This is a genomic window from Alishewanella sp. HH-ZS, from assembly GCF_001704375.1.
Classification (GTDB): Bacteria; Pseudomonadota; Gammaproteobacteria; order Enterobacterales; family Alteromonadaceae; genus Alishewanella; species Alishewanella aestuarii.
Window position 1 is genome coordinate 13180 of the sequence record NZ_LZEJ01000022.1, and the last position, 21653, is coordinate 34832.

The window sequence follows — 21653 nt, forward strand, 5'->3', positions numbered from 1 at the left end:
TCTCCCTTAGTATCGTAGTTTTACCCAGCCTAGGCGACATTGGTCATAACTACAAGCTTGTCAGATAGCGTAGATGCCCGATAAAGCTGCGTGCCACCGGCCCCAGCGTATCGGCATCGTTAAAGTTCAGATAAAACGTAAAGGTACGGCTACTGCCCCGGGGTAGCAGTAATGGCAGCAGCTCACCATTATCGAGAAAGGGTTGCACCGCGTGGCGTGGCAACCAGGCAAAGCCCAGGTTTTTACGTAATAATTCGATTGACGTTGCAACATGGCTGACCGTCCAGCGTTGTTCTGAACCAAGCCAACCAACATCCTTCTTTTGCTGCTGTGCTGAATCACGCAGCACAATTTGCCGGCAGTTTTTCAGTTCCTCCAGCGTCAGTTCCCGCCGCGGCTGCGTCAGCGGATGCTGAGGCCCGGCGACGGCAACAAATTCAATCTGGCACAGATCTTCGCTCAGATTATCCGGCAGCGTAAAAGGCGATACCGCTATTTCGGCTTTGCCCTGACTGAGTAATTCGTTGGCACCGGATAGGATAGTTTCCAACAACTCAATGCGGATCAGCGGATATTCCGCCGATACGGCTGCCAGTGTTTGATACAGCAGGTCGCGCGGAAAGGCTTCATCCACCGCAATACTGAGCCTGGATTCAACGCCGGCTTTTAAATTCAGTGCGACATTTTCCATCCGCTCGGCTTCGGTCAGCAGAAAGTTAATTCGTCTGAGTAGCTGTTCACCCGCAGCAGTCAGTACTGTCTTACGGCCTTCAACCTGAAATAATTGCACATCCAGCGTTTGCTCCAGCTTGTGCACTGCATGATGAATGGTAGACTGACTTTTATAGACCACTTCCGCCGCCTGATGAAAACCACCGTGTTCAGCGACAGCCTTAAACATCCGCCATTGCTCCAGTGTTGAACGCGCCATCTTATACTCCTGTAAGAACGGGAAAAGCGAAAGCCAGTCTGCCATTAGCGACAGACTGGCTAAGTGGTTAGTTGCGGCTTAACCAGCGGTCCAGAGAGATTTTACCGGCACCGCTAAACAACAGCGACACACTGGCAGCCAGCAGTGCTAAGCCAAACTCATAGCCATTGTTACTCATAAAGAGGCCGTTTTCAAAATGCACGCTAAAGATTGCAATCAGCATGGCAAAGGCCAGGGCGGCAGCTGCCGGGCGCGTTAATAAGCCCAGAATTAAGGCTAAACCACCGAAGAACTCGGTCGCGCCAGCTAAAAAGGCCATTAGCACGCCTGGGCTTAAGCCGATGCTATCCATCCAGGCACCGGTCCCTTCCAGGCCGTAGCCGCCAAACCAGCCAAAAAGCTTTTGCGCGCCATGGGCGGCGAAGATAATGCCCACCGGTACCCGTAATGCCAGGGCGTCCCAGCCGGCGTTGGTTTGCGTGATCTGTTGGAATAACTGTTTTGCTTTGCTCATCTTAGTGTCCTCGAATATTTAAAGTACGATATCTTAGGTTGCCGACGATAACTGCTGTCGTTGGGATAACTATAGTCGCAATGTTTGTTTCTTAAAATAGGATATATTTACACATAACGTTCGAATTTAAAGAATGTTGGTAATTCTGGCTGCGACTGTAGTGGTATAGGGCTTGCTTAGTATTGCTGGTAAACTAATGGCGAGTTATTGCAGGCTAGCGGAGCGCTATGGATGAAACTGGATAACAAAGGCTCGGTAAGTCTGGATGATATACCGCAGGACTCAGCCTTTTGGCAGACCTTTACCCTGGGGCTACGGATAGAGCTACAGCTGCTGGTCAATTCCGGTGTGCGTTTACGGGCTGAGTTAGTGGGGTATGAGAAAAAGCAGTATCTGATCCTGCGACTGCCCAGCTCGGAGCCGGTGCTGCCGAAGCAGATGCTGTCACATAACACCGGGATGATATGCCGCTTTGTGGTCGAGGCTGAGCAAGGTCGGATCTATGCCTTCAAATCTGAGTTATTAAATGTGGTAAGCCAGCCGCAGCGGATGTTGATTATCCGTTATCCAATGGTCGCACAATATTTATCGCTTCGCGCCGATAACCGCAATCCGGTGCATATTCCGGTGCAGTTGGAGAATGCTGAGCATGGTGTGCTGAGCTCAACCTTGTTAGATCTGTCAGCCAAAGGGGGACTCGTATCTATTATGGATGCTAATCCTATGCTGGGACGCGGCGAAACCCTGGTATTGAAACTGCCGGCAGGTTTGCCGGCAGTTGCTGCAGTGATTAAGCGCAGTGCCAGGCCAAAAGGCGAATTGCGCTTAGGATTAGAGTTTAATACACCTTTGTCTGAGGGATCACTGCAAAAGCTGATGCAGCTTTCCAAAAACAACTAACTATTCAGGCTGGTAAATCAAACCATAGGGCCTGCAAAGGTCCTTTCGCAGCCAGGCCCTGTAACTGGTGCATGGCCGCAATTTTTAAACCGTCGCCCGGTTGCAGTATTAGTCCGGCGAGAACAAGCTCCCCCTGGATCAAATGCAAATAATAAGCCCGACCAGCTTGCAGCTGAAAATCCACGCTCTCGTTTTCCGCCAGTAGCAGCTGTGCCAGCGCCGCATCCTGCTTGATAGTTAGAGTGCCATTCCGGCCGTCCGGGGTAATGACCCAGGTTAAGCCAGGCTGCCGGCCAAAATCCTTTTGCTGATAGCCCGGGGCGCCATCAAACTGGTTTGGCTCGATCCAGATCTGTAGAAACTTCAGTGGCGCCGTTTTGCTGGCGTTATATTCACTATGGTAAATACCTTTACCGGCACTCATTAGCTGAAATTCGCCAGCCGGTAAAATCTCCTCATTACCCGCTGAGTCCTTATGGGCAATTTGTCCTTGCAGCACATAGCTGATAATTTCCATATTGCGATGCCCATGGGTGCTAAAACCCGCCCCGGGCGCGACTTCATCATCGTTAATCACGCGCAGCGCCGAGAATCCCATTTGCTGCGGATTATAGTAATCGCCAAAGGAAAACGTATGCTGGCTTTTTAGCCAGCCAAAGTGGGCGCGTCCACGTTCGTTGGCGCGAATAATTTCAAACATAGATACCTCCGCTGGTTTAAGGTGTCAGCTGACCTTAGGCACCGCCGACTCGACTTGGTCAGTGTAACCTGCACCATTAAACGAATATATCGGATAAAATTTGATTAAATGTTCTTATTAGTAGAATTGTTTTTGCAGAGGCTGAGGGTAGGTGTTTCAGGGCTTACAGGGAGCTGACGGCCAGAAGCTGGCCGTCATAGGTAAGGTTAGCCGCCAATCGGTGCTTTCATACCGCTGCGTTGCATCCGGGCTGCTTCAGCACGGGCTGCATCGCGATCACGCTCTGTCTGCTCAACTGAGCGGCACACTCTGTTGCCGACGCGCGAGCCTGTTGATTTTTCATTGTGACAGACATGCGTCACTTCACCTTTTTCATTAACGATGGTTTGAGATGTGGATTGGCGCGCAGAACGATTCTCGTCCGTTGAGGCACAACCACTCATCATCAGCGCCATCAGACCAGCGAATGCCAGAGCAGCTAATTTCATGTGGAATTTCCTTTTTTGGTTAAAATCGGTACCACCTTAGCTGATCAGGCCGGCTTTTGCAGCTTTTGTAGCGGTTTTTTTACAAATTATTACAATTTTGGCTTGCTGCCTTTGGTAAGCGGCACAAAGTAGTTTGCAAAGCGGTTTTCCGTTATCCTTAGCGCTGACGTGGATGGGGAAAGCGAGGGCGGGATGCAGATTTCCGAGTGGCGTAACTATTGGCAACAAACCAAGGAATTTACGCAGGCTTACTGGCAACGGTGTCAACAAGATCAGATCTCAATGATTGGTGGATATCTGGCTTATGTCACCTTACTGTCTTTGGTGCCGCTGGTCACTGTGATGTTTTCAATGTTAAGTGCTTTTCCGATGTTTGCCGAGTTTCAGGCGAACCTGGAGTCTGTTATTTACGCCAATGTAATCCCTTCCCGCGGTGAAGAGATCCAGGCTTATATTACGCGTTTTATCGGTAATACCGGCGGTATGACGGCGATCGGCATTCTGGCGCTGGTGTTTTTTGCCTTATTGCTTATTCACAATATTGATAAAACGCTAAATAAAATCTGGCGCGTCACCAGCCGGCCACGTTTAATAATCTCGTTTTCAATTTACTGGATGATTCTGACGTTGGGCCCCATCCTGTTTGGGTTGTCGATTGGCGTAACCTCTTATCTGGTCAGGCTAAGTACCTTCGCGGACGACTATACGCCGGGTTTCTCAACCCTGGTGCTGGGTGTGGTGCCTTATCTGATGTCACTGGCAGCCTTTTTTATTTTATATCTGGTTGTGCCCAACCTTAAAGTCCGGGTTAAACATGCGCTTTGGGGCGCCTTATTGGCGATGGTGCTGTTTGAGTTATCCAAGCGGGGCTTTGCCTTTTATGTCACAAACTTTCCGACCTATCAGACGATTTATGGTGCCCTGGCGCTGTTACCTATTTTGTTTGTCTGGATCCATTTATCCTGGATGGTGGTATTGCTGGGAGCGGAACTCACCGCCTTACTACAACAGCGGGAAGCGGGGGAGTGTCGGGAAGATGAAGTTTGTCCGGTGCCGCAGCGTGCGGACAAATCAGTTGCAGCTGAAACAGAGTAGTCAATGAAAGCATTAATTCAAAGAGTCAGTCAGGCCAAAGTTGAGGTTGCCGGCAGCACTGTTGGCGCAATCGAACGGGGTTTATTGGTGTTATTGGCGGTTGAAGCCGGGGATAGCGAAGCAGATCTGCGTAAATTGGCAGAGAAAGTTTGCCGTTACCGGGTATTTAGTGATGACAACGGTAAGATGAACCTGAATGTACAGCAGGCAGGTGGTGCCTTGCTGGTGGTGTCACAATTTACCCTGGCGGCGGATACCCAATCCGGGTTACGCCCGAGCTTTACCCCGGCCGCGGCACCGGCGCTGGCCGAGCAATATTATCAGGCATTTTGTACTTACTGCCGTGAGCTGGGGCTTAAGGTTGCAACCGGCCAGTTTGCCGCCGATATGCAGGTTAGTCTGACTAACGACGGCCCCGTTACTTTTATGCTGGAGAGCCGCTAATGGCAAAAACCTTAACCCTGGCCAGTCCGCAAACTCCGGCACAGTGGCAGGCCTATTATCAGCTGCGTTGGCAGGTGCTGCGCGCACCCTGGCAGCAACCGCCGGGTTCAGAGCAGGATGAGCTGGAGCCAAGCAGCTTTCATCAGATGCTACTGGATCCACAAGGGCAGGTCGCGGCTGTCGGGCGTTTACATCAAGTTGATAGTGACACTGCTCAGGTCCGCTATATGGCGGTCGCTGAGTCATGGCAGGGCAAAGGCGCCGGTAGCCGAATTTTACAGGCGCTGGAGCAACAGGCCGTGCAGCTGGGGATGAAATATATCGTACTAAATGCTCGTGACAGCGCGCTGGCGTTTTATCAGCGTCAGGGGTATCGGGTCGTTGCAGCAGCGCCGATCCAGTTTGGTATTACGCATCAACGGATGCAAAAACAACTCTGTTTGGCCGGAAGTTCTACAGAATGGCAACAATGGTGCCAAAGTCTGCAACAAACCTGGCACAGCACTATTCCGCTCAGTGCCTATATGCAACTGCAGATCGAACAATGTGATGGTTATCAGCTGCAATGCACGGCGCCGCTGCCACCCAATATTAATCTGCACCAGACCATGTTCGCCGGCAGTATCTATACGCTGGCGACGTTAACCGGCTGGGGCATGCTGTATTTACAGTTGCAGAGTCTGGGCCTGCATGGCGCACAGGTGCTGGCCGATGCCAATATCCGCTACCTGAAACCCATTCGCAGCCAACCCACCGCAGTGTGTAAAGTTGCGGCCGTATCTGGTGATCTAACGCCATTAGCCGCAGGCAAGCGGGTAAAACAGCAAATCAGTGTCCAGCTGTTTGCTGAGGGTGAGCTTTGCGCCGAGTTTAGCGGCTTATATGCGGTATTGCCGGAGTAACTTTATGGCAGAAAAAGTACTGATTATTGGTTGTGGCTGGCTGGGACAACAACTTGCGCCGTTGCTGGCAGCAGCAGGTTACCAGGTTTTTGGCAGCCGCCGCACCCAAGCCTCAGCAGAGGCTTTGCCGGCGCCGATCCAAGGTATCGCGCTGGATTTTCAGCCACCCTGGTCTGCTGCGCAGTTGGCGCTTTTTCAGGATGCCTGGCTAATTTGCACTATTCCGCCCGGTGGCCGGCAAGGTGGGACGTCGGATTATCCGCAAGTGCTGCAACAGCTGGCGCAGTTAGCTCAGGCTGCAGGGATAAAGGGCGGGATCCATATTAGCTCAACCGGTATTTATCAGGGGCTCAGTGGCGTCGTTAACGCACAGGCCGAGCTGCAACTGACTCAGCCTCGGGTAGCCTTGTTGGCAGCCGGTGAGCAGGCACTGCAACAGCAGGGTAGCTGGCTGACCTTGCGCTTATCCGGCTTAATGGGGCCGGGCCGGCATCCCGGTCGCTTTGTTCAGGGCAGAGCCGTTAGCGGTGCGATGCAGCCGGTCAATATGGTGCATAGTGCCGATGTGGCAGCGGCTGTGCTGCAGATCTTAAGCCGTTGGCCCTTACCCGCAGCCTGTTATAACCTGAGCTCGCCGCAGCACGTGACAAAAGCCGAATTCTATCAGGCGGCGGCTGAGAGCCTGGGGTTGACCGCGGCCAGTATTGATTTGAGTGCCGCGGCGATCGAGCCTGCCCGCCAGGTGTGCAGCCAGCGCTTTATCGAAGATGCGGATTTTAGCTTTCAGTTTGCCGATCCCCGCACCGCCTTGCCGCTCTGCAATTAGATTTTAAACCGGGCCGCGCCCTCGGTCAGTTGTTGTGCCAGGCGGGCCACTTCCTGACTTTCGCTCATCGTTTGTTCGGCCTGAGTGGCACTTTGCTGCGCCAGGCCAACAATTTCGTGCATCCGGTCGTTGATAGCTTGCCCCAGCTGTTGCTGGCTTTGACTGGCCTGATTGACGGCACTGCTGATCCGCAGCGTGGCGGAAATCGCCTCTGTGACTGCGGTCAGGGAGGCAACCAGTTCCGTCATGGTCGTCACACACTGTTCGGCTTCCTGTTTACCGGTTAATACTGCGGCGACCGCCTGCTGACTTTGTTGTTGCAAATGTTCAATCATCTGCCGGATTTCACTGGTGGCCTGCTGGGTGCGTCCGGCCAGTGAGCGTACCTCATCGGCGACCACGGCAAAGCCACGGCCTTGCTCACCGGCACGCGCCGCTTCAATGGCGGCATTGAGTGCCAGCAGGTTAGTTTGCTCAGCAATGGCGCTGATAGTGGTCAGGATACTGCCGATATTGGTTGACTGATCATCGACCTTATTCATGATCTGGCTGGTGCTAACCAGCTGCTGTGCCAGCTTATTAATACGCTGGTTGTTGGCCCCCGCCAGTTGACTGATTTGCTGGCTTTGCTGCAAGGCCTGCTGCATGGCTTCACCGGCATCAGCGGCGTGGACTGCGACCGCCTGGGTATTTTCTGCCAGTTGCTCAGTAATTTGATTTACGCTACCGATTTGCTGCTGCTGGGCATGCAGCGACTGGTTGATCTCGCCGACCGCAGTGGTGGAACGCTGCGCCGTACTGCTCAGGGCACTGGCATTTTGCTGGATATTGGTCAGTAAGCCACTTAAGGCATTGATCAGGCTATTGACCTTTTCCGACAAGGCACCAAATTCATCTTGCTGTTCGATATGGAGCTTGCGGGTCAGATCGCCCTGCGCGATATAGCCCAGCACATGGTTAATCCCAGCCAGCGGTTTTAACATCGCGCTAATAGTAAAATAGGCGGTGGTCGCCGCCAGTACGACCAGCACCAGCATCATAAACCAGGTTCGGGTACTACCGGAGCTGAGGGCGCCGGAGGTTTGTTGTTGCAGGGTACTAAAGCGCAGCCCGGCTGCGTTAACCACCTGATCCAGCAGCTCCAGCGCCAGCCCGACTTGTTGTTCCGCGGTATTCAGGGCATTACGGGCTTGCTGCAAGGCACTGAGTTGTTGTTGCTTTAAGGTCAGTAAATTAGGCTCAGCACCGAGCGCATCATTTAGCTCCTGCCAGTGCATAGCAAAATTCTGCCACAGGCCATCGGTATTAATTGACTCGGCTAATTGCGCCAGATAATCGACATTAACCTGCATATCGCTGAGCGCAAAGCTAACGTTATCCTGATTGCGCTCCAACTGGCTGTACTCGCTATAGGCTGCAGTTTCCCGCAGCGTATTCACCAGACCAACCAACTGACCGTCTAAGCGGCCGGCGGTGCCGGCAATAATTTCTGCAGTTTGGCGGTTACGCGGTAATTCCAGCTCTGACAGTTCAATCAGGGCGGCGCCGGCTTCATCGAGCAGGGTTTCCAGCCGCGCCAGCTCAGTGCTCAGCTGCTGTTGCAGCCGTAAACTGCTCAGGCGGGCGCCAAACATTGTGCTGGACGCCTCGGTGTAACGGTTGGCATGTTCGGTGGCACTATTCAGACTTTGCTGCAGCTCGCCGCCCAGATTTAACTGTTGAAACTGGCTCAACAATTGATTAAATGCCTGTTGTTGCTGATTGAAGTTCTGCTGATATCGCTCAATATCGGCTTGTTGCTCGGCCGTAAAGCCGGACGCGGTCAGACGGGCCAGCTGCAATAACAGGATCTGTGCCTGATTGCTTTGCTGTTGCGCCGGCACGGCCAATTCGTTCATCTGGGTATTGGCGGCAGTGACACTGCGAAAACTGCTTAGAGCCGATACACTGGCGATCAGTAATAGGAGGGTGATAAAGCCAAAGCCGATAATGACTTTATGCGCAACGGTTAACTTCATAGCGTAAGCCCCTGTCTGGCCAGATTTTAGTATAGTGATTTTTTAGCGTCTGGCACGCAGAAGATTTACGGTAGCAGGTTTTTAAACACTGGTCCAGCCAGTAGTGGCATAGAAAATATGTGCTTATATCAGTGCGGTTATCGTTGAGAGCAACTGTGGTTAGTGGGGTAGGGCAAAGTTAAGGTGGCCTCCCAGCCGGTAACGACTGCCGGGAGAGGTTAAATAGGCCAGGCTGACCGCGCCGTCACGGCTAAAGGTGCGGCGGGTCAGACGCAGGCAGGGTTCGGGCTTTTTCAGCAGCAACTGCTGACAGGTAAAATCATCCGGCCAGATAGCTTCAACAATATGCTCAGCTTCGGTCAGCGGTGCGATCTGGCTTAAATACAAATGCGGGGTGATTTCCTGAAAATCCTGTTGGGTATACAGCGGCACCTGTTTCGGGTTGACATAACGCGCTTCCAGTTGCAGCGGCAGCGCATCGGAATAATGCACGATCAGCGAGAAGAAGACCGGTTCATTGCGTTTTAATCCCAAAGCCGTCGCCACAATAGTCGGGCAAGGCAGCTCGGTGAGCTGTAACAGCTTAGCGCGGTAGGCATGGCCACTGCTTTGCACCTCATCGGCAATATTGCGAATTTCCAGCAACGAGGATTGCGATTTTAACGCGGCAACAAAGCTGCCGACGCCCTGGGTGCGATACAGGATGCCCTGTTCGGTCAGTTCCTGTAACGCGCGCCGGGCCGTCATCCGGCTGACGGAGAACTGCTCTGCCAACTCATTTTCCGACGGCACCCGGCTATGTTCCGGCCAGGCGCCGCTTTCGATCTGGCGCAGCATAAATTCTTTAATTTCGGCAAATTTCGCCATAGCGAGGCTGACCTGTTAGCAAGGGTTACGCAGTGATGTGCTAAAAATAGCGGATCTTGGTTGTATATACAAGTTTTTCGGTTAGACTATTTGCAAAGTGGTTGAACAGCATGACACCGCGGCTACGGAGCACCGCCGCGGTAAACAGGAGCACAGAATGGCAGACTTTGATGCGGTATGGCTAAATGCGAAGCTGGCGACGATGACGGATAACGGCAGCCCCTATGGTGCTATTGAGCAGGGGGCATTGGCGGTTAAGGATGGGCTGATTGCCTATGCCGGGCCTCAGGCCGAGCTACCGCCTTTTGATAGCCTGGTGACACCCCTTTATGATGTGCAGGGGCAGTGGCTGCTGCCGGGTTTGATCGATTGCCATACCCATTTGTTGTATGCCGGTAACCGCGCCAATGAGTTTGAACTGCGTCTGCAAGGAGCCAGTTATCAGCAAATTGCCGCGGCCGGCGGCGGCATTGCCAGTACCGTTCGAGCAACCCGCGACGCCAGTGAAGAAGCATTGTTTAAGCTGGGTAAGGATCGCTTAAATGCGCTGCTGCGGGAAGGGGTGACTACGGTTGAAATCAAATCCGGCTATGGTCTGGATTTAGCCAATGAACAAAAGCTGTTAGAAGTGGCGGCTTTGCTGGAGCAGCATCATCCGACCAGTATTATCAAAACCTTTTTGGGCGCGCATGCGTTACCGCCGGAATTTAAAGATAATGCTGATGGCTATATCGAGGCGGTGTGTCAGATGTTGCCGGCTTTGCAGCAGCTTGGCTTAGTGGATGCCGTAGATATCTTCTGTGAGAGCATTGGTTTTAGTGTCGCGCAAAGCCGTAAGGTGTTCGCGGCGGCAACGGCGTTAGGTCTGCCGGTAAAAGCCCATGCCGAACAGTTATCGAATCTGGGCGGCAGTGCGCTGGTGGCTGAGTTTGGCGGTTTATCGGCCGATCATGTTGAATATCTGGATGAAGCCGGTGTGGCGGCGATGGCGAAAGCCGGTACTGTCGCGGTATTGTTGCCGGGGGCCTATTATTTTCTGCGTGAAACCCAGCTGCCGCCACTGGCGCTGCTGCGGCAATATCAGGTACCGATGGCAGTTGCCAGCGACCTGAATCCCGGCACCTCGCCGTTTTGTTCTTTGCAGTTGATGCTGAATATGGCCTGCACGCTGTTTCGTTTAACCCCGGAAGAAGCCCTGCTCGGCGTCACCCGCCATGCTGCAACCGCGCTGGGGCTGAAAGATCGGGGGCAACTGCAAGCGGGTATGCGGGCAGACTTTGGCTGTTATGCGATAAGTCAGCCGGCTGAGCTGTGCTATCAGTTTGGGGTATCGCCGTTAAAACAACTGGTGGTAGCCGGCAGTCTGTGCCGGCTACCATAACAGCACTTTACTCCACCACAGCAGCCTGGCGTTGTTTGCCGAGAATAAAGGCCTGCACCAGCTGGCTCAGTACCTGACCACAATGGTTAAGTCCGGCGCTAACACCTGAGGGATGCTGCGCCGGCGCAGCTTCTGCCAGATGCAGGTAGGCGGTAGCGGGTAAACGGGCGATTTGATACACCGCCTGCTCTGCCTGCGCCACACTGATACCACTGTAATTCAGCGCACTGGCCGGCATGGCGGTAATGGCATCAGTATCCAGCTCCAGTGCCAGCGGCGTATGGGCGCTAAGCACTTTATCGCAGGCCAGATCCAGCGCTTGCTGCCAGCTTAGCTGTTGGCGGACAAAAATCTGCTGGTAGCTGATAAAATCGGCACCGGCAGCCGACAGTGCTGCCAGGCTGGCGGCATTATTTTTTTGCTGGTGTAGGCCCAGCACCAGATAATGCTGCAGTAGCTGCTTCTCCATCGCATAGCTAAAACCATTACCGCTATGGCGGCCTTCCAGCGCACGAAAATCAGCATGGGGATCAATATTGATACAGTTGGCAGCCTGGCCAGTATGGCTGTGTAGTGCCTGCAACAGCGGCAGCGCATTATTATGACCGCCACCAATTACTATGGGGGTAAGACCGGCAGCAAAAATCGGCGCGACCGCCGCACCAACCCGTTCGTCCAGCTCAGCACAGAGTTGCCGGAGCTGCATCAGCTCCGCGGCATGAGCGGCGTTCAGATTGCTGCTCTGCTGCTGTAAATCGGCACAGCTGACTTCACCCAGCACTAACAGCTGCTGCGCATCCAGTAAGCTGTTTGCCTGGAGATTGAGAAATTTGCTTAAAAATGCCTGCCAGCCCAAGGTGGCACCGGGCAAGCCACAGTTGGCCCGTGGGCCGATATCCTCGGGAATGCCCAGCAACACAAACTGGCCGCCCGTTGCGGCATGGCGGGCTAAATTCGCACCTAAGTCCAATGCCGGATCCGGCAGTTGGCATTGTTCGGCCAGACGGCTTTCACCCGGACGGGGTTGAAAAAAGGCGCTTAGATGCGCCTTAGTTAAATACTGCACTGCTGCCATAACTTATTCGAGATCCAACGCATCCGGTGACAGAATGATGCCCGTGCTGTCGGCATACAAATGGTCGCCCGGCAGGAAGGTAACACCGGCAAAATTCACCGGTACCTCGGTTTCACCAAAACCATTGTCGTCAGCGCCAATCGGAATAGCATTCACTGCCTGAATACCGATATCAAAGTCTTCCAGGGCATCCAGATCGCGCACACTGCCATAGCACACAATGCCTTCCCATCCATTGGTGGCCGCCAGTGAAGCCAGTTCGGCATCAATCAGTGCACGTCGGGCCGAGCCGCCGCCGTCAATCAGCAATACCTTGCCAATGCCATTATCAGCCAGTACCTGACGGATCAGACCGTTGTCCTCAAAACACTTAACAGTATGGATTTGTCCGCCAAAGGAGCGGCGGCCGCCGTAGTTTGCAAAAATCGGTTCAACGACATCAACCTGATCCGCATACAGATCGCACAGCTCAGACGTATTATATTCCACGGTTAACTCCATACCAGAAGAAGGGTAATGCTCAGTATAACCCGCTGACATATAAGCTCAAGCGGAACTTATCGCCTTTTGGCGCCAGCGCCACAGCGGGCGGCAGCACTTTTAATCGTCGCTGTCATTTTTTCGTCATTAAGCTTGCTTAGTATCCGGTTAGTTATTGCACAACAGGATCACTGTCATGTTGCTAAAACGACTGGAATACTGGGACCATGCTTTTTTCTGCCGGCTGTTCGCCAGGAGCTCCTCGCTGCTGCTGTCGCGCGGCAGTTACTGGATATCGAAAACGGCCGATGGTCCACTGTATTTATTACTGGTGCTACTGCTGCTGGTGCTTGAGGTAGCAGATAGCTGGCAGTTTACCCGGCTATTATTGCTGGCGTTTGCGATAGAGCTGCCGTTGTATCTGTTGTTAAAAAACACTATCCGGCGGATGCGACCGCAGCAGGCGGTCAGGCTGCACCCGGTGGTAGCGCATATCGTACCCTCTGATACCTTTAGCCTGCCATCCGGGCATACCGCGGCGGCCTTTGTGGTGGTAACAGCGGTTGCGCTCTGTTTTCCGGCCTGTTTCTGGTTAGTGTTACTGTGGGGGCTATTAGTGGGTTTGTCGCGCATTATGCTGGGTGTGCACTTTCCGCTGGATATCCTGGCTGGGATCAGCCTTGGCGTTGCCTCCTGCTACAGCGCAGCAAAGCTGCTCTGAGCAGGCGGTGTCACAGGCTTTTAATATTGATCAGGGGGTCGCGACTGGCATTGGCAGCTTTTAGCCGGGCCAGATATTGCTGCCATAGGGTTTCCTGCTGGCTGGCCAGTTGTTGCAGGTAGGCAAAACTATAGAGGCCGGTGTGATGGCCATCGTCAAACTGCAATTTCACCGCATAATGACCAACAGGGGTGATGGCGCTGATCCCAACCTGCCGCTTATTGGCGACCAGCCGTGGTGTGCCATGGCCACGCACTTCGGCGGATGGCGAATGCACCCGCAGAAATTCCGCACTTAAACTCTGGCACTGCCCCGCGGCATCCAGCAGATCCAGGATCCGCCGTTGCCGGTGGTAATGCAGTTTTACCAGTGCTGCCGCCATTACAGAATAAACCGGCTCAGATCTTCATCCTGCACCAGACTACCCAGATGCTGCTCAACATAGGCTGCATCAATGGCAATCTGTTGCCCGGTATGGTCAGCGGCATCGTAGGAAATTTCTTCCAGCAACCGCTCCATCACCGTATACAGACGGCGGGCACCGATATTTTCGGTAGTTTCATTGACCTGAAACGCCGCGGCAGCGATACGTTTAATGCCATCTTCGGTAAACTGAATTTGCACACCCTCAGTCGCCAGCATGGCACGCGCCTGCTCGGTTAATGACGCTTTTGGCTCAGTCAGAATACGCTCAAAATCGGCGGCGGTTAAGGCTTCCAGCTCAACGCGGATCGGTAACCGGCCCTGTAGTTCAGGCACCAGATCCGACGGCTTGCTCATCTGGAAGGCACCTGAGGCGATAAACAGGATATGGTCGGTCTTGACCATACCATGCTTGGTATTTACTGTGCAGCCTTCGATTAATGGCAGCAGATCACGCTGTACGCCTTCGCGCGATACGTCAGGGCCGCTGGTTTCGCCGCGCTTACAGATTTTGTCAATTTCATCCAGAAACACGATGCCATTTTGCTCTACCGCATCCAGCGCTTCGGCTTTCAGTTCTTCCGGATTGACCAGTTTGGCGGCTTCCTCTTCAATCAGCTGCTTGAAAGCATCTTTAATTTTCAGCTTACGTTTTTTCTTTTTCTCACTGCCCAGGCTCTGGAACATGCTCTGCAATTGCGAGGTCATCTCTTCCATCCCCGGCGGCGCCATAATTTCTACGCCAATAGGCCCCTGCGACAGTTCCAGTTCGATTTCTTTGTCATCTAACTGGCCTTCACGCAGTTTTTTGCGGAAGATCTGCCGGGTATTAGAGTCGGTGCTGGCTTTTTCCGGCTCGCCCCAGGCGTCTTTGGGTTTGGGTAACAGCGCATCGAGGATCCGCTCTTCCGCGGCTTCTTCGGCCCGAAAGCGGTTTTTGGCAATGGCCTGTTCGCGAAACATCTTTACCGCGCTGTCTGTCAGATCACGGATAATACTTTCCACTTCCTTACCGACATAACCGACTTCGGTAAACTTGGTCGCTTCGACTTTAATAAAGGGCGCGTTCGCCAGCTTGGCAAGGCGACGGGCAATTTCGGTTTTACCGACACCGGTAGGGCCTATCATCAGAATATTTTTTGGCGTCACTTCCTGGCGCAGCGCCGGATCTAATTGCATGCGGCGCCAACGATTACGCAGCGCGATGGCGACAGCCCGTTTGGCTTTGTTCTGGCCAATAATATGGCGATCCAGCTCGTGGACTATTTCTCTTGGGGTCATATCAGACATGGGCTACCTGCTTACAATTCTTCAATAGTCTGGTGGTGATTGGTGTAGACACAGATATCACCGGCAATTTTCAGGCTTTTTTCCACGATATCGCGGGCGCTGAGCTCAGTATTTTGTAACAAAGCGGTGGCGGCTGCCTGGGCAAAGGGGCCACCACTGCCAATGGCAATCAAATCATGCTCTGGCTGCACCACATCACCATTACCGGTAATGATCAGTGAGGTATTGGCATCGGCCACGGCTAACAGGGCTTCCAGCTTACGCAGCATACGATCGGTACGCCAGTCTTTCGCCAGTTCAACGGCGGCACGCATTAAGTGGCCCTGATGCATTTCCAGCTTGGCTTCGAAGCGTTCGAACAGGGTAAAGGCATCAGCGGTGCCGCCGGCAAAACCGGCCAGTACCTTATTGTGATAGAGGCGGCGAACCTTGCGGGCATTACCCTTCATTACGGTATTACCCAGCGAGACCTGGCCATCACCACCGATGGCAACATGGCCATTGCGGCGAACAGAGACGATAGTAGTCATAAAAAAAGCCCTATGGCGAAAACATAGGGCTTAAGTAAGGGGGACAGCCGGATTTTTCAAGTCCAGTTACGGACCTGACAGGTATTAATCCCCATTTGCCGTAATCGGTTCATATCGGCAGTGGCGGCCCGGCGCGATTCATAAGGGCCTACTACCACCCGGAACCAGACGCCGTTGCTGCCTTCGGTACGTCTGACATCGGCAGTAATGCCGGCAAAGGCAATTTGTGCTTTCATCTGTTCAGCCTGGCCTTGCTGGCGGAAAGAGCCGCACTGTAACACCGCCGGCACGCTACGTTGCTGTTCGGGGACTTCGACCGTAATTTCGCGGTTTTCCAATTCTTTAATATATTGGTAAGGCTCAGATTGCGGTTTGGGCGGTAACTCATCTTTCGCCGGCGCCTTAACCGGTGCCGCTGCAGGTTGACTGCTACTGACCGGTTGTTGCTTTAAAAACCACAGACCATAGACAAAGACGCTAAGTGTTAGCAAGGTAAGCGCAATTAGCAGCCAGGGCTTATTACTGGCCGCCGGCGCCTTGGCGCGACTGCCTCTGGCCTGACCTTTAGCGGGTGCTTTCGGACGGGTGGCGCGCACATAATCTTTTTGTGGCATACGACTTATCAATTACCTGTTTTTCTAATCACACTGTATTCTACCCGGATCGGCAGAAAAGGAAATAACGCAGCTCCGATCTGTTACCAAAACAAGCCGTGGCGCTGCAGTCACTGGTTTTCGCGGCTTAACTTAAATCCAGCGCATCGACATCGAGCTGCCATTTGATTTTACGGCTCAGCGGCCATTGCGATACCTCTGCTAAAACCTGACTTAGCAGTTGATGCAGCAGCGGCCGTTGTGCGGCATAGAGGTGTAATTGCCAGCGGTATTTACCTGCCCGGCGTTCCAGCGGCGATAACAGAGGGCCGAGCTGTTGAACCTGAGGTTGCTGCTGACAGTAGCTGGCAACCTGCTGTAGCCACTGCTGGCAAAGCTCACTCTGATGGGCTTCTGCTCTGAATAGCGCCATATACTGACAGGGGGGTAACAGGGTTTGCTGGCGCTCCAGCAGGGCACTGCGGGCAAAGGCGGCATAACCGTTTAGCATGATGTCCTGCAGCAAGGCGTGTTCCGGATGTTGGGTTTGCAGTAACACCTTGCCTTTATCATGGCCACGACCGGCCCGGCCGGCAACCTGGGTCAGCAACTGCCCCAGTTGCTCAGGAGCACGAAAGTCGGCGCTATACAGGGCGCCATCGACGTCGACAATCACCACCAGAGTAACAAAGGGGAAATGATGGCCTTTAGCCAGCATCTGGGTTCCCAAAATCAATCTGGGGCCAGGTTGCTGAATTTCGGCTAACAGGCTGGCGAAAGCACCTTTACGCCGGGTGCTGTCACGGTCAAGCCGGGTCACCGGGACCTCGGGAAACAATACACTCAGATGCTCTTCCAGTTGCTCGGTACCCTGACCGACCGGCGCCAGCCGGGTACTACCACAGCCGCCGCATTGTCGTGGTACGGCCCGGGTGGCACCGCAATGATGGCAAACCAACTGCCGGCTATGTTTATGGTAAGTGGTAAAAGCACTACAACGCTGACATTCGGTCAACCAGCCGCAATCCTGACAGCTGAGGGCCGGTGCAAAACCGCGACGATTTAAAAACAGCATCACCTGTTTGCCCAGTTTCAGCTGTTGCTGCATTTGTTGAATGCTTTGTGCGGCCAGTCCGTGTTGTAAAGCCTGTTGCTTCAGATCGACCAGCTCCAGCTGCGGCATTGCCTGACCACTGGCGCGGGCTGTTAGTGTCAGCTTGGTAAAACGACCTTGCTGGCAGTTGTACAGTGATTCGAGACTCGGCGTGGCCGAGCCAAGCAGGATCGGACAGTGCTCCAGTGCTGCGCGCTTTATTGCCAGATCCCGGGCGTGGTAACGAAAGCCGTCTTGCTGTTTTAGTGACAGGTCATGTTCCTCGTCAATAATAATCAGTCCGAGCTTGCGAAAAGGTAAAAACAGCGCCGAGCGGGTACCTATTACCACAGCTGCGCTGCCACTGGCCGCTTGCAGCCAGCAGTTAAGCCGCTCGCCATCACTTAAATTTGAATGCCAGACCAGTACCGGGGCGCGGAAACGTTTGCTAAAGCGTTCCAGCGTTTGTGGGGTCAGGCCAATTTCCGGTAGCAATACCAGTATTTGCTGACCGAGCTCCAGCAGGGAGGGGATGAGCTGCAGGTAGACTTCGGTTTTGCCGGAGCCGGTGACACCTTCCAGCAAAAAGGGCCGGAAGCTGCCCTGGGCCTGATTAACGGCGGTCACTGCCAGAGCCTGATCAGCGGTTAGTTGCAACGCCGGCTCGGCTAAGCCCTGATAGTGATAGGGTGCGATCGCCGTTTGGAACGACTCGACCAGCGCCTTGGCCATTAATTGCTTTAGCGCACTGCCGCTGTAATGGCTTTTGACGGTCGCTTCATCCAGCGCTTGTGTTGTCAGGGCCTGCCACAATTCTGCCTGTTTAGCCGAGCGCGAAAAGCTTTGCAGGTTAGCGGCTTTACCGCTGTCGGTCAGTCGGTACGCTCGGGGCAGGTAGTCAGCGAGTGGGCGGCCTTCACGCAACAGTGCGGGTAAGGCGGCCGTGAGGACCTCCCCCAGTGGATGGTGATAGTAATCTGCAGCGAAACTAAGGAGTTGGCGTAGTAAAGTTGGCAAGACCGGCGTCTGATCGATCACGGCAAGCACCGGTTTAAGTTGTTGCTCACTGACGTCGGGTTTAACCGCTAATTGCCAGACAATCCCCACCAATTCGCGTTTACCAAAGGGCACCCGCACCCGGCAGCCTATGCTCACCTCAAGTTCAGGCGGTAACAGGTAATCAAAATGCTGGCGCAAGGGTACGGGCAGGGCAACACGGATCGCAGTCACAGCAGCTTCCATAGCAACAAAATCAGGCTTTAAGTTTAAGGAAGCGCGTGCGCCTTGCCAAGCAAAACAAAATTCTGTGCTTTTCCGGTTTTCTGGTTGCAACTTCAGCGGCTATCTATTAAGCTACGCGCCCTAAATTAACTGTAATTACGTATGGTGTCTGGCGATAAAAAATGCGACCAGATGGCGATACGGCCTAACGAGGTAACCCATGAAACCAGGTATCCACCCGGAATACAAAGAAATTACTGCAACCTGTACTTGCGGTAATACCTTCAAAACCCGTTCAGCTCTGTGCAAAGACATCCACTTGGACGTTTGCTCAGCTTGCCACCCGTTTTATACCGGTAAGCAGAAAGTGTTGGATGTTGGTGGTCGTGTTGACCGCTTCAAGAAGCGTTTCTCTGTACTGGGCAACCGTTAATCGGTACCAAGTACGAAAAAACCGGAGCCTGGCTCCGGTTTTTTTATGCCCTATGCTCAGCGAGAGCATAGGTTTCAGCATTTGTTACTTGTTTTACTTGCCACCCGCCAGGGCTTCAGAAATTGAGCCAGAGCTGCTATCCGGGCGGATAACACCGCAGTTACTGCCACTTTGGTCGCAGCTGACGCCCCGGATCCGGCTTCCTACCGAGCGGCTGTCGTACTGTCCGGTGGCAGTTAACCTTCTGACAATGCCTTCCAGCATATTATTAGCCTGTAATGCCTGGTCTGTTACCCGGATCACTTCAATATTCTCGACTTGCCGTAATTCATCAACCAACGTCTGGTGTTGCTGATCAGCAGCGAGTAGAGCTGTCACTTCCTGCAAGTAAGGACGGGCGGATACCTGTCCGGCCAACACTAACTTCCGGTATAGCTCGGCGGCGCCCGGCAGATCCTGCTCGACACCGGCGCCATGTTGTTTTAACTGTGCCAACAGCAACATGGCACTGGCCAGTCGCTGCTCTGTGGCTAACTCCAGTAGATTAATCGCTTCCGGCAACTGGTCATCCTGCTCAGCCTGCAGCAGTTGTACCGCTTTAGCATATTGCGCCGGGGCATATTTTAGATCGACGGCCAGATCAAGCAAACGTTGCGACTCAGCAAGATCTTGTTCCAGCATAAAACCATTTCTAAGCCAGTCGGACATCAGAAAGACCGCCATAGCGTTGCGCTGGCGCACGCCCATCCGCAAATAACGAATGGCTTGCTCGTTACTTTGCTCCAGACCATCGCCGGTCGCGTGAGCCATTGCTACCAATGCTGCTGCATCACCGCTGCCGCTTCGCGCCAATCTGATCAGTCGGCGCAGTTCTTTACTGCAATCGGTATCGGCACATACCCGGTCATTATCCGCCGCGCTGGCATAACTGGTATTTGAATATAAAGTCAGGGATGCAGTGCTGCACAACAGGGCTGCTAAAAGTAGCGCTTTCATAAAACCTCTGGTTAAAAAACAGTTAATGGTGTCGATTTTAGCTACATACGGCTGAGGGTCAAGTTTTGGTCAGAAGCAGATTGTAAACAAGTGTGTCGGTTAACATAATGTGAGCAACTGGCGCAGCCAAATTTGCGTTCCATTCCAGGTTTGAGTAACTGCGCTCGCCTGTTAAATCCTTCGTCAGCGCCTGCTAAGCAGAACACAGCGCAGATAATTGGATGTCCAGAACTCTTGGCGGCTGAGCATTTTCTTGTTATAACTGGTTACGAATTATACCAAAGTCGTAATGACGTTACTGCCTTAGTCTGGTACGTCCAGCACGATTTCAGTGTTTTTCCAGATCAGAGCTCATTAGAATGAGCCGACCACCGGCCCGCTGTATAACAAAAAACCTATAAATTAGTGCCGTAGTCTGTACCTACACTTACTCAGGAAAAAATTGGAATGTCAGATTTCAGAGAACAAGCGCTGCGTTATCACGCAGAACCTCGCCCAGGGAAAATCAGTATCGAAATCAGCAAAGCTGCCGAAACCGTTACCGATCTGGCACTGGCTTACAGCCCCGGTGTGGCTGAACCGGTGCGTGAAATTGCCGCAGATCCGGACAACATTTACAAATACACTGCCAAAGGCAATATGGTCGCCGTAATCTCTAACGGCACGGCGATCCTGGGGTTGGGCAACCTGGGCCATCTGGCGTCAAAGCCGGTAATGGAAGGTAAGGCGCTGCTATTCAAACGCTTTGCCGGCCTGGATTCAATTGATATTGAAGTATCGCACCGCACTACTGAAGAATTTATTACCACGGTCGCCAATATAGCTGACACCTTTGGTGGTATTAACCTGGAGGATATCAAGGCGCCGGAGTGCTTTGAGATTGAGCAGGAACTGATTAAGCGCTGTAATATCCCGGTATTCCATGATGACCAGCACGGTACCGCTATTGTCACTGCTGCCGGCCTGTTAAACGCGCTGGAGATCCAGGGCAAAGATATCCGCAAAGCCATTATTGTTTGTATGGGTGCCGGCGCGGCTGCCATTGCCTGTATGGAGCTGCTGATCAAGTGCGGCGCTATGCGTGAGCATATCTATATGCTTGATACCAAGGGGGTGATCCATACCCGGCGTGAAGATTTGAACCAGTACAAGCAGCTATTTGCGAACAATACCGATAAAAGGACCCTGGAAGATGCGTTGCAGGGTGCTGATGTCTTCGTTGGTGTTTCCGGTCCCGATGTCCTGCCGCCGGCAGCATTAAGCCTGATGGCGGATAAGCCGGTGATCTTTGCCTGTTCCAACCCGGATCCAGAGATTAAACCTGAACTGGCGCACGCCGAGCGTGGTGATTTGATTATGGCTACCGGGCGCTCGGATTATCCGAATCAGGTGAATAACGTGCTGTGCTTCCCCTTTATTTTCCGTGGTGCATTGGATGTGCGCGCCAGTGTGATTAATGATGAGATGAAGCTGGCAGCCGTGCAGGCGATCCGGGCTATTGCCAAGGAGCCGGTACCGCAGGAAGTGCTATTGGCGGCTAAAGTTAGTAGTCTGGAGTTTGGTAAAGGCTACATTATTCCGAAGCCTATGGATCCCCGGTTATTACCACGGGTCGCCCGTGCGGTAGCTGAAGCGGCAGTCAGCTCAGGGGTAGCCAGGATCCCGATGCCGGCAGCCTACTTTGATGCCTGAGAGTATGATTGCCAGTAAATAAAAAACCGCCGAAAGGCGG

23 protein-coding genes are annotated in these 21653 nt (G+C 53.2%); 9 read left to right on the plus strand and 14 right to left on the minus strand.

The annotated features are described in order from the left end of the window. Positions 1-49 precede the first annotated feature (49 nt). Both A9165_RS10170 and A9165_RS10175 read right to left on the minus strand, forming a co-directional pair. On the minus strand, positions 50-931 hold the full coding sequence (locus A9165_RS10170; protein WP_065955794.1) for a LysR family transcriptional regulator: 882 nt from the start codon (positions 929-931) through the stop codon (positions 50-52). A 67-nt stretch (positions 932-998) separates the two neighbouring features. Further along, positions 999-1445 (minus strand): DoxX family protein, encoded by a 447-nt coding sequence (locus tag A9165_RS10175; RefSeq protein WP_065955795.1) that lies wholly within the window; start codon positions 1443-1445, stop codon positions 999-1001. 231 nt (positions 1446-1676) lie between these two features. Here A9165_RS10175 and A9165_RS10180 point away from each other — a divergent pair, with 231 nt between their 5' ends. Then, positions 1677-2345 (plus strand): flagellar brake protein, encoded by a 669-nt coding sequence (locus A9165_RS10180; RefSeq protein WP_065955796.1) that lies wholly within the window; start codon positions 1677-1679, stop codon positions 2343-2345. Between the two features lie 4 nt (positions 2346-2349). Here the strand turns inward: A9165_RS10180 and A9165_RS10185 are convergent, their stop codons facing one another. After that, positions 2350-3045: a pirin family protein gene (locus A9165_RS10185; protein ID WP_065955797.1), complete on the minus strand. Its 696-nt coding sequence runs from the start codon at positions 3043-3045 to the stop codon at positions 2350-2352. 206 nt (positions 3046-3251) lie between these two features. After that, positions 3252-3533 carry a hypothetical protein gene (locus A9165_RS10190; protein ID WP_065955798.1) on the minus strand — a complete coding sequence of 94 codons (282 nt, stop codon included), beginning with the start codon at positions 3531-3533 and terminating at the stop codon, positions 3252-3254. 192 nt (positions 3534-3725) lie between these two features. Here A9165_RS10190 and A9165_RS10195 point away from each other — a divergent pair, with 192 nt between their 5' ends. Genes A9165_RS10195 through A9165_RS10210 form a run of 4 tightly spaced genes read left to right on the plus strand, consistent with a single transcriptional unit; the run spans position 3726 to position 6800 of the window. Next, entirely contained in the window at positions 3726-4628 is a 903-nt protein-coding gene (locus A9165_RS10195) for a virulence factor BrkB family protein (RefSeq protein WP_008951157.1), read from the plus strand. 3 nt (positions 4629-4631) lie between these two features. Continuing rightward, positions 4632-5072, plus strand: coding sequence for a D-aminoacyl-tRNA deacylase (gene dtd / locus A9165_RS10200; RefSeq protein WP_065955799.1), 441 nt, complete (start codon positions 4632-4634; stop codon positions 5070-5072). After that, positions 5072-5974 (plus strand): bifunctional GNAT family N-acetyltransferase/hotdog fold thioesterase, encoded by a 903-nt coding sequence (locus A9165_RS10205; protein WP_065955800.1) that lies wholly within the window; start codon positions 5072-5074, stop codon positions 5972-5974. Before dtd ends, A9165_RS10205 begins: the two co-directional genes overlap by 1 nt. Before the next feature lie 4 nt (positions 5975-5978). Beyond that, complete coding sequence (locus A9165_RS10210; RefSeq protein ID WP_065955801.1) at positions 5979-6800, plus strand: NAD(P)H-binding protein; 822 nt, start codon at positions 5979-5981, stop codon at positions 6798-6800. Here the strand turns inward: A9165_RS10210 and A9165_RS10215 are convergent. Both A9165_RS10215 and hutC read right to left on the minus strand, forming a co-directional pair. Beyond that, positions 6797-8818 carry a methyl-accepting chemotaxis protein gene (locus tag A9165_RS10215; RefSeq protein ID WP_065955802.1) on the minus strand — a complete coding sequence of 674 codons (2022 nt, stop codon included), beginning with the start codon at positions 8816-8818 and terminating at the stop codon, positions 6797-6799. The genes A9165_RS10210 and A9165_RS10215 overlap by 4 nt on opposite strands. 159 nt (positions 8819-8977) lie before the next feature. Continuing rightward, positions 8978-9685 carry a histidine utilization repressor gene (gene hutC, locus A9165_RS10220; protein WP_008609041.1) on the minus strand — a complete coding sequence of 236 codons (708 nt, stop codon included), beginning with the start codon at positions 9683-9685 and terminating at the stop codon, positions 8978-8980. A 157-nt stretch (positions 9686-9842) separates the two neighbouring features. Here hutC and hutI point away from each other — a divergent pair, with 157 nt between their 5' ends. Continuing rightward, positions 9843-11066, plus strand: coding sequence for an imidazolonepropionase (hutI, locus tag A9165_RS10225; RefSeq protein WP_065955803.1), 1224 nt, complete (start codon positions 9843-9845; stop codon positions 11064-11066). 7 nt (positions 11067-11073) lie between these two features. Here hutI and A9165_RS10230 read toward each other — a convergent pair whose 3' ends face one another. Continuing rightward, positions 11074-12141, minus strand: coding sequence for a formimidoylglutamase (locus tag A9165_RS10230; RefSeq protein WP_065955804.1), 1068 nt, complete (start codon positions 12139-12141; stop codon positions 11074-11076). A 3-nt stretch (positions 12142-12144) separates the two neighbouring features. Then, on the minus strand, positions 12145-12630 hold the full coding sequence (rraA, locus tag A9165_RS10235) for a ribonuclease E activity regulator RraA (protein WP_008951166.1): 486 nt from the start codon (positions 12628-12630) through the stop codon (positions 12145-12147). 187 nt (positions 12631-12817) lie between these two features. Here rraA and A9165_RS10240 point away from each other — a divergent pair, with 187 nt between their 5' ends. Continuing rightward, positions 12818-13342, plus strand: a complete 525-nt coding sequence (locus A9165_RS10240; RefSeq protein ID WP_008609037.1) for a phosphatase PAP2 family protein — start codon at positions 12818-12820, stop codon at positions 13340-13342. A gap of 10 nt (positions 13343-13352) precedes the next feature. Here the strand turns inward: A9165_RS10240 and A9165_RS10245 are convergent, their stop codons facing one another. The 5 genes from A9165_RS10245 to priA form a co-directional block, all read right to left on the minus strand. Continuing rightward, positions 13353-13724, minus strand: a complete 372-nt coding sequence (locus tag A9165_RS10245) for a gamma-butyrobetaine hydroxylase-like domain-containing protein (protein WP_065955805.1) — start codon at positions 13722-13724, stop codon at positions 13353-13355. Then, positions 13724-15055, minus strand: a complete 1332-nt coding sequence (gene hslU / locus A9165_RS10250) for an HslU--HslV peptidase ATPase subunit (protein WP_065955806.1) — start codon at positions 15053-15055, stop codon at positions 13724-13726. Before hslU ends, A9165_RS10245 begins: the two co-directional genes overlap by 1 nt. 11 nt (positions 15056-15066) lie before the next feature. Next, entirely contained in the window at positions 15067-15585 is a 519-nt protein-coding gene (gene hslV, locus A9165_RS10255) for an ATP-dependent protease subunit HslV (RefSeq protein WP_008609034.1), read from the minus strand. 56 nt (positions 15586-15641) lie between these two features. Then, positions 15642-16199 carry an SPOR domain-containing protein gene (locus tag A9165_RS10260; RefSeq protein ID WP_008951169.1) on the minus strand — a complete coding sequence of 186 codons (558 nt, stop codon included), beginning with the start codon at positions 16197-16199 and terminating at the stop codon, positions 15642-15644. Between the two features lie 127 nt (positions 16200-16326). After that, the gene (gene priA, locus A9165_RS10265; RefSeq protein ID WP_083216263.1) at positions 16327-18603 is read right to left on the minus strand and encodes a primosomal protein N'; all 2277 of its coding nucleotides are present in this window, start codon (positions 18601-18603) and stop codon (positions 16327-16329) included. A 109-nt stretch (positions 18604-18712) separates the two neighbouring features. Here priA and rpmE point away from each other — a divergent pair, with 109 nt between their 5' ends. Further along, positions 18713-18925 (plus strand): 50S ribosomal protein L31, encoded by a 213-nt coding sequence (gene rpmE, locus A9165_RS16595; RefSeq protein ID WP_008609030.1) that lies wholly within the window; start codon positions 18713-18715, stop codon positions 18923-18925. 93 nt (positions 18926-19018) lie between these two features. Here rpmE and A9165_RS10270 read toward each other — a convergent pair whose 3' ends face one another. Beyond that, positions 19019-19921, minus strand: coding sequence for a tetratricopeptide repeat protein (locus A9165_RS10270; protein WP_065955807.1), 903 nt, complete (start codon positions 19919-19921; stop codon positions 19019-19021). 447 nt (positions 19922-20368) lie between these two features. Between A9165_RS10270 and A9165_RS10275 the strand changes: the two genes are divergently transcribed. Continuing rightward, positions 20369-21613 (plus strand): malic enzyme-like NAD(P)-binding protein, encoded by a 1245-nt coding sequence (locus A9165_RS10275; RefSeq protein ID WP_065955808.1) that lies wholly within the window; start codon positions 20369-20371, stop codon positions 21611-21613. Positions 21614-21653: the final 40 nt, after the last annotated feature.

Coding starts and splice junctions, on each gene's coding strand:
- A9165_RS10170 (WP_065955794.1), bottom strand. CDS start 931: ATGGCGCGTTCAACACTGGAGCAATGGCGGATGTTTAAGGCTGTCGCT.
- A9165_RS10175 (WP_065955795.1), bottom strand. CDS start 1,445: ATGAGCAAAGCAAAACAGTTATTCCAACAGATCACGCAAACCAACGCC.
- A9165_RS10180 (WP_065955796.1), top strand. CDS start 1,677: ATGAAACTGGATAACAAAGGCTCGGTAAGTCTGGATGATATACCGCAG.
- A9165_RS10185 (WP_065955797.1), bottom strand. CDS start 3,045: ATGTTTGAAATTATTCGCGCCAACGAACGTGGACGCGCCCACTTTGGC.
- A9165_RS10190 (WP_065955798.1), bottom strand. CDS start 3,533: ATGAAATTAGCTGCTCTGGCATTCGCTGGTCTGATGGCGCTGATGATG.
- A9165_RS10195 (WP_008951157.1), top strand. CDS start 3,726: ATGCAGATTTCCGAGTGGCGTAACTATTGGCAACAAACCAAGGAATTT.
- dtd (WP_065955799.1), top strand. CDS start 4,632: ATGAAAGCATTAATTCAAAGAGTCAGTCAGGCCAAAGTTGAGGTTGCC.
- A9165_RS10205 (WP_065955800.1), top strand. CDS start 5,072: ATGGCAAAAACCTTAACCCTGGCCAGTCCGCAAACTCCGGCACAGTGG.
- A9165_RS10210 (WP_065955801.1), top strand. CDS start 5,979: ATGGCAGAAAAAGTACTGATTATTGGTTGTGGCTGGCTGGGACAACAA.
- A9165_RS10215 (WP_065955802.1), bottom strand. CDS start 8,818: ATGAAGTTAACCGTTGCGCATAAAGTCATTATCGGCTTTGGCTTTATC.
- hutC (WP_008609041.1), bottom strand. CDS start 9,685: ATGGCGAAATTTGCCGAAATTAAAGAATTTATGCTGCGCCAGATCGAA.
- hutI (WP_065955803.1), top strand. CDS start 9,843: ATGGCAGACTTTGATGCGGTATGGCTAAATGCGAAGCTGGCGACGATG.
- A9165_RS10230 (WP_065955804.1), bottom strand. CDS start 12,141: ATGGCAGCAGTGCAGTATTTAACTAAGGCGCATCTAAGCGCCTTTTTT.
- A9165_RS10240 (WP_008609037.1), top strand. CDS start 12,818: ATGTTGCTAAAACGACTGGAATACTGGGACCATGCTTTTTTCTGCCGG.
- A9165_RS10245 (WP_065955805.1), bottom strand. CDS start 13,724: ATGGCGGCAGCACTGGTAAAACTGCATTACCACCGGCAACGGCGGATC.
- hslU (WP_065955806.1), bottom strand. CDS start 15,055: ATGTCTGATATGACCCCAAGAGAAATAGTCCACGAGCTGGATCGCCAT.
- hslV (WP_008609034.1), bottom strand. CDS start 15,585: ATGACTACTATCGTCTCTGTTCGCCGCAATGGCCATGTTGCCATCGGT.
- A9165_RS10260 (WP_008951169.1), bottom strand. CDS start 16,199: ATGCCACAAAAAGATTATGTGCGCGCCACCCGTCCGAAAGCACCCGCT.
- rpmE (WP_008609030.1), top strand. CDS start 18,713: ATGAAACCAGGTATCCACCCGGAATACAAAGAAATTACTGCAACCTGT.
- A9165_RS10270 (WP_065955807.1), bottom strand. CDS start 19,921: ATGAAAGCGCTACTTTTAGCAGCCCTGTTGTGCAGCACTGCATCCCTG.
- A9165_RS10275 (WP_065955808.1), top strand. CDS start 20,369: ATGTCAGATTTCAGAGAACAAGCGCTGCGTTATCACGCAGAACCTCGC.